Below are 6023 nucleotides of genomic sequence, written 5' to 3'. Positions count from 1 at the left end.
AGCTACTTCCTGTTTAAAACGAATAAATGTCAATTTCATCTGTCATCTCTCATAAAATGGCTCAGATCCCTTTGTGGATAAGGGTTCTGGAAATGACAGATGGGTGTGACAGATCCAAATCATCTGTTATCTGTCACCAACGGAATCAGGGACGCAGCATATACAATACGTTCTTTCCGTAGCCCAGTTTTTCTATCTTTCCACTCTCGATCAGCGTATTAAGGTCTTGCAAGGCGATGTAGCGTGAACACTGATTCACACCCATACAGTCGGTACAGGTAACCGTGCGCAGCTCATTCATTTTACTTATAATCCGCTGCAAACGCTCCTCTCCGGTAAACTCTTTTTTCTTTACGGCAGGTACACGTTCCAGCTTCATGGACTTCAGACTTGCTTTCATCTTATTCGAGCAGCGGAAATTCACATTCCTGAAGCGTATCGATTCGGCACGTATCCGCTTCTCGCTGGTGATATCTTTGGGACAATCCAGCGAAACGGAATAGTATCCCAGTCCGTCCAGGTTAACATTCTCGCCGTTTTTAAGGCGATTGGTAACCACTTGGGTGAAACTTTCGAGCAACCCTTTAATGTCGCCCGATGAAAAGGTGGATATAGTGGAAATCTCTGCAGCCAGGTCATCAATTGTTGCCGTACGTGAAGGAACAATACGGGCATGTAAGTTTTGTATTCCGTTCTTTGCTGATGCAGGAGGATTTTCTGTTAGCTTATACTTAGCACTCATGTAATGATTAAATATTAGAAAAGATTAAGGAAACTAATTGTAAAACTTAAGGCAAGTATTCGTTTGTCAATTGTCAAACGCAAAGTCAACATATGGATAACTTGCGTTTAACAATTGTTGAATGCAAAGTGTCCATATGTTGAACAAATACTTCCCTTAAGGCAAAGATACAAAAGTATATCGGGAAAAAAATAATTTACAAGATATTAATGATAAATAACCTGTTGATTGCGGGCGCTAAGCTCTACTTCCGGAAACTGGCACGCAATCTTTCGTAGGCTTTACCATATTTTTCCTCGTTCAACCCCTTTAAAGGATAATCCTTTGCCGGCAGAATCGGAATCACTTTTGCAGGATAATCGTTGGCATCGTATATGTTTCCACAAATACTTGCAAAGGCCTTCCCGTCAACCGGTTGATAATAGGGCTGAATGCACTCAATCCCTACGCGACGTGGCTGAGCACCATGCAGAAACGCCTCATCACCTCCATAGAACCCCACTTTCTGAAGCCAGTAATTGGTCTGCAAAGACATTGGGAGAATCCATTCGATGGTAGGATATTGTTCCAGAATCCATTTAATATGCTCCACACCCTTCAGGGCCTTTTCCTCTTTAATCAGCACCCGTTTCCCTTTGGGGGCAGGTTCTACGTAATCGTTGCAAAGATTTGTAATATACATATCCTCCGGCTTGACCGAATTGAGTGTAACATACATGATGTGATTAAATAAATCGCGCGCCTCCACATTGCGGCTTCGTTCGCCATGATCCTCGGGGAACCGACGAAAATAGTAGTCGGCAAACATTGCATATTCGGTTGCCGTATCAGACCATTGCAGATTTGAATCTTCACCTATAACTAATAATCTGGCCGTGCCAGCCGCTTTCAAATCTTTAGATCTCATTTATTGTTTGTTTGATGGGTGTAAAAGTAGGCATTCCTTTTCAAACAAACATCAAATAGTCAGACCAACAGGCTGTTATTTTTGCTTTACCCAAATAAGTTTGGAGGTATCATACCCTCTTTCCCTGGCCTTTTCCAGCAGCATATTCACCGTTTCCTGCGCTAACTGCGGCGTACGGCTTAATATCCAGAGGTATTTATCCGAACTGCTGCCTATCAGAACATAGCTGTAATTTTGCTCGTCCAGTTCCAGAATGTTATACTCGCCGTAAAACCAAAGGAAAAAAGAGACCTCCAGTTTACCCGGTTCATTAGGATCCGGCCTTCTGGCCTTCCCCTCCGCCGTTTTAAACTTTCCGTTAAAGTCGGGTTTGTACCCACTGTTCAGCACCCTGATTTTCCCATCCGGACGCAGTGAATACTCGGCAGTCACCCCCACCATATCCCGTTCAAAAGGATGATCGAAGCGGGCAATTTCGTACCATTTACCCAGATACCGGTCCAGATTGAGAGATCGGACCGTCTGCTTATTGATTGTATTTTTCTTCTCAGCCTGAGAACAAGCCGTAAAAAAAGGCAAAGCCAAAAGGACACTCGTAAGAATAAATGCTTTCATAGCGTTGTTGATTATGTTATATAACCCGTTTGCAGGCATTGCGGTTCACGATCAGTCATCTTCTTTTATTCTTTTATTTATATCACTAGTGTCCACTAAAACTTAGAGGACGAGTTAAAATTTAAAATTATCAAATAAATCGGGTCCATTAAGATCGCTTCGATCATTGACATCATTGAATTTAGTTTTGCTAAAGACATCTCTCAATGGAGTTTTGTCTGTAAGTGAAATTCCGAGAATCTGCAACACTTCATATGTCTATCTGTCGAGTTCCATATCATGCTGCATGATGGCAACAAGACAGTAGGCAATGATGGCAGAATAGACTTGTATCTTCACTACGTTTTCAGAAGTTCCCCAGAATTTCTTGATTTTTAGGTGCTGCTTGAGCCATTTGAAAAACAGCTCCACCTGCCAGCGATTCTTGTACAATTCTGCAACTTGTGGCGCAGAAATCTGTTTTGCATTTGTCAAATAAATGAACTCTCGTTGATCGTCTTTATCCCAATATCTTACCATTCTGATACGCTCCGGATAGGCCTTTTGGGAGTAATAGCCGGTGAGTTCAATCTCACAATCGGACAGAATATTCTTAGGTAAACGTCTTTTCCACCTGAGTACTCTTGACTTTATATCTGTCTTGGCACGCACAACGAAAAACGAGTCCTTTATATGTATCTTGAAGAGTCGTTTATAATCGTTATACGCACGATCGAATACATAGTAAGAGCCAGATTCATAAGAAATTGAATCCATTGCTTTGGCATCGTTGACCTTTGCCTCGGTAATGTGGATAAATTCAGGTACTTGAGTTTCTACATCATACAAAGTGTGAACTTTGATACCTTTTCATCAGCCAATCTGTCGGTCGAACCGACCCGGATATATGTACCCTGCAATTTGCCTTTATCTTTCAGGTAATAGGGTGGTGTGCTACCGCGATATACCGAAACTTTAATCAGATGTTTGTCCTCATCGGTAAGAAATGTAATCTCAGGCAAAATTGCAGGATAGCAACGATCGTAGATAATGCTGCTGACTTTCTTTTCAATCGCCTTAAGATCATCTTCGGCAACACCAACTACTTCACGGGAATTATTTCTGACCCCGATATATAGTTCTCCACCAGCATTATTTGCAAAAGCCACAATGGTTTTTGCTAAATCTGCATTCTCAGGCAGCACACTCTTAAACTCAAGCCTCCTCCCTTCGGTTTGTTTTATTAGTTCTTTGATAGTCATAATATACTTTCAATTCCCAATATTTATAGTGATGGCATGGTTTGATATACCTTGCCATTTATTAATTTGCCGTTGGCTTTTTTATTCCGCTTAATTCCATCACTTCCCCAAGTGCCCCACTGCTTGAAAAAGAATGCCGAACCTTGTTTTTCAGTTTGAACCTTTATGGATTGCACCCATTCTCCTTTCATGGGACGAGCTTTCACTCCACTTTCTCCACCAACTATAACCCAATCTATTCCATCTAAATTTATATTACCTAAATCTTCCAAAAGAGGTTCACATGAAAGAAATTTTATTGGAGCATTAAGGTTACGCAAAAAATCAATCCTACTCTTTGAGCAGGCAATATCAACAGTAACCCCTAACCAAGCGTTTTTAGGAATGATTTTATCCGAAAAATACTCGGCCATTCGGTTTGCTCGTTTGGTAAGAATCTGATAGTTATGCTGAGGCGTAGATTTAATGGTTTCCATTACCTTGTCAATAAAAGCAAATGGAACGTTTTCATGGAAAAGATCACTCATTGAGCAGACAAAAATGGTATGAGGCTTCTTCCATTTTATAGGCTCATCAAGAACATCGTTGTGCATTGTCAATGTAAAGCCATTTTTGTATTTATCCTGTTTCATGGCTTGCAGTCGTTTAGACATGATTTCTGCATAACAATTCGCGCATCCAGCCGATATTTTGGTGCAACCGGTAATCGGATTCCACGTCTTATCTGTCCACTCTATCTTAGTCGTTTTCATATTCTTACAACAATTCTATTTTGTAATAATCTTTGCCGCCAACTTTTATTTTGTGAATATCAGTTGAAGTATAGCTTTTTGCGCCAATACGCCTAACCTTATTTTTTGACTCCAATTCTTTTATCACCTCACTCAACACATTAGGCATACATTTTTGTTTTAAAGCGTATTTAAAGCCAGTGATATTGTCAGCGATACGACCGGATAATACCATTTCCTTTATTTCCTTTTTTACAGCATCTTTCTTATTACTATTACCTGCTACATAAAACAACTCTCCCGGCTTATGATTACCATCAATATTCATATTTGCTTCTCCGGCAAGATTATCATACTTCCAACATACTTTTAAAAATTTCTCCATCCCCAGTGTATGAGCTGTTCCAAAAATAAGTCCATACCTGTTAACCCCATTTTCGATAGTGAAATGATGCAGGTAATATTCTTTATCCGCCGGAATTAATGATTGATAATAGTTTGCGATTATTCTGTGGCACTCATGCGGTTTCGTTGAATCAAATTCAATTTTGTTTGTGTCTATATATTTCTTGACATTATCATGTTCTTTGAAACGAGCTATGAATGATGTTGCAATAAAAAATATAAAATCTGTTTTAGGTGAATTGATCAATTTGTTGAACACATTATTATCAATTTGGCTGAATCCATATTGATCCAATAATAAGAATTTTGCGAATTTACTATTGCTCAGTATGTTTTGAAAATCCGTGCTATCGTCATAGAAACCATCCTTAAAACCTTTATTTGTGCAATGATGCTTATAAGTGCACCCTTGTCCACAGTCGTTCTCTTCCTTGCATTTAGAGAAAAAAGAGGTTACATTAGATTGAAGCAACTCGAATTTTTCTTGCTTCTTTGTCTTTTCTTTTTCATTGAAGATGAACGTTATTTGCTTGTTACCATTCTTAATAAAAGAGCAGTGTTTTGCATCTTCTCCCCTCGCTTCTTCTAAAAGTATCAGAGGCGACCCGTATTTACCCTCGGCATCTGTCCCGCTTCCTGCAAACAAGTCATAAATATAAATATGTGAAACATAGGGGTTGTGCAAAAATACAGGAAACCACTCACGGAAACACTCTCTGAAAATATCGAGTTTCAGTTGAGTTTCACAGTTGAATGCTTTATTATTGATATTCTTTGCCATAGATTCTTATCTTTCAATTGGGATGAGATTATAGAATTTCTACTTTTAAGCCCAAATTAAGAGCTTCGGATATTTTTTCAATCTGTTGCCGTTTTTGCCCTGTTGAACTGTGGGTTATCAGATACCATCCATCTGCAATATCGACTTGAGCATTTCCATATATATTGTCGATGGTATTCGATATAAGCGGCACGCCACATTGGACTATGCCGATAGCACGTACTTTTTCGACACCAACTTTTTGTATTACCTCCAATAGAGTGTCTTTTGCAAAGCGATTCTCTATCATAGTCCCATCCCGAAATGTTACACGCAAATTTGTTTTAGCACTTTTAGTTGGTGAATTCCGCTTAATATTACCTACATTATGCTCAACTTTAGGGTCGGGGACAATTTCAATGGTCTCCATTGATGCAGTAAAATTACGCTTTCGGGAAATTCGAACACTTAGCGGTTCATTCGGTATATAATCAACAACCAACACTAACTCTCGCTGAATTTGTCCAATTACCGGTTCTATCTTTTCGCTCAGAATTGGGAGAATCTCTTTTTTGATAATCTCTTCTTCCAATTCATTGGCTTGTTGTAAATACTCATCAGG

At 39.4% G+C, this 6023-nt stretch carries 7 protein-coding genes and 1 pseudogene; all 8 read right to left on the bottom strand.

Annotated features, from left to right (window positions below; all coding sequences use genetic code 11):
* Positions 1 to 145: 145 nt before the first annotated feature.
* Entirely contained in the window at positions 146 to 742 is a 597-nt protein-coding gene (locus AB7E53_RS13785; protein WP_179398840.1) for an HU family DNA-binding protein, read from the bottom strand.
* A gap of 244 nt (positions 743 to 986) precedes the next feature.
* Entirely contained in the window at positions 987 to 1649 is a 663-nt protein-coding gene (locus tag AB7E53_RS13780) for a hypothetical protein (protein WP_079684633.1), read from the bottom strand.
* A gap of 75 nt (positions 1650 to 1724) precedes the next feature.
* Entirely contained in the window at positions 1725 to 2264 is a 540-nt protein-coding gene (locus AB7E53_RS13775) for a lipocalin family protein (RefSeq protein ID WP_446776310.1), read from the bottom strand.
* Between the two features lie 114 nt (positions 2265 to 2378).
* A pseudogene (locus AB7E53_RS13770) lies at positions 2379 to 3110 on the bottom strand (IS4 family transposase); the annotation flags it as partial.
* Entirely contained in the window at positions 3080 to 3505 is a 426-nt protein-coding gene (locus tag AB7E53_RS13765; protein ID WP_446776308.1) for an AlbA family DNA-binding domain-containing protein, read from the bottom strand. The pseudogene AB7E53_RS13770 and the gene AB7E53_RS13765, both read right to left, overlap by 31 nt.
* A 23-nt stretch (positions 3506 to 3528) precedes the next feature.
* Positions 3529 to 4257, bottom strand: coding sequence for a DUF5131 family protein (locus AB7E53_RS13760; RefSeq protein ID WP_446776306.1), 729 nt, complete (start codon positions 4255 to 4257; stop codon positions 3529 to 3531).
* Positions 4258 to 4261: 4 nt separating this feature from the next.
* The gene (gene tcmP, locus AB7E53_RS13755; protein WP_446776304.1) at positions 4262 to 5422 is read right to left on the bottom strand and encodes a three-Cys-motif partner protein TcmP; all 1161 of its coding nucleotides are present in this window, start codon (positions 5420 to 5422) and stop codon (positions 4262 to 4264) included.
* A gap of 28 nt (positions 5423 to 5450) precedes the next feature.
* Positions 5451 to 6023, bottom strand: a 573-nt coding sequence (locus AB7E53_RS13750) for a hypothetical protein (protein WP_446776302.1), incomplete at its 5' end; no start/stop codon positions are given.

The sequence above is a fragment of the Macellibacteroides sp. genome, from assembly GCF_050251695.1.
GTDB classification, from domain to species: Bacteria; Bacteroidota; Bacteroidia; order Bacteroidales; family Tannerellaceae; genus Macellibacteroides; species Macellibacteroides fermentans.
Note: the sequence above shows the minus strand (reverse complement) of the source record. Positions and strands in the feature narration are given on the sequence as shown.

Bases quoted from the DNA above. Each gene is read 5' to 3' on its own strand.
- AB7E53_RS13785 (WP_179398840.1), bottom strand. From the start codon at position 742: ATGAGTGCTAAGTATAAGCTAACAGAAAATCCTCCTGCATCAGCAAAG.
- AB7E53_RS13780 (WP_079684633.1), bottom strand. From the start codon at position 1,649: ATGAGATCTAAAGATTTGAAAGCGGCTGGCACGGCCAGATTATTAGTT.
- AB7E53_RS13775 (WP_446776310.1), bottom strand. From the start codon at position 2,264: ATGAAAGCATTTATTCTTACGAGTGTCCTTTTGGCTTTGCCTTTTTTT.
- AB7E53_RS13765 (WP_446776308.1), bottom strand. From the start codon at position 3,505: ATGACTATCAAAGAACTAATAAAACAAACCGAAGGGAGGAGGCTTGAG.
- AB7E53_RS13760 (WP_446776306.1), bottom strand. From the start codon at position 4,257: ATGAAAACGACTAAGATAGAGTGGACAGATAAGACGTGGAATCCGATT.
- tcmP (WP_446776304.1), bottom strand. From the start codon at position 5,422: ATGGCAAAGAATATCAATAATAAAGCATTCAACTGTGAAACTCAACTG.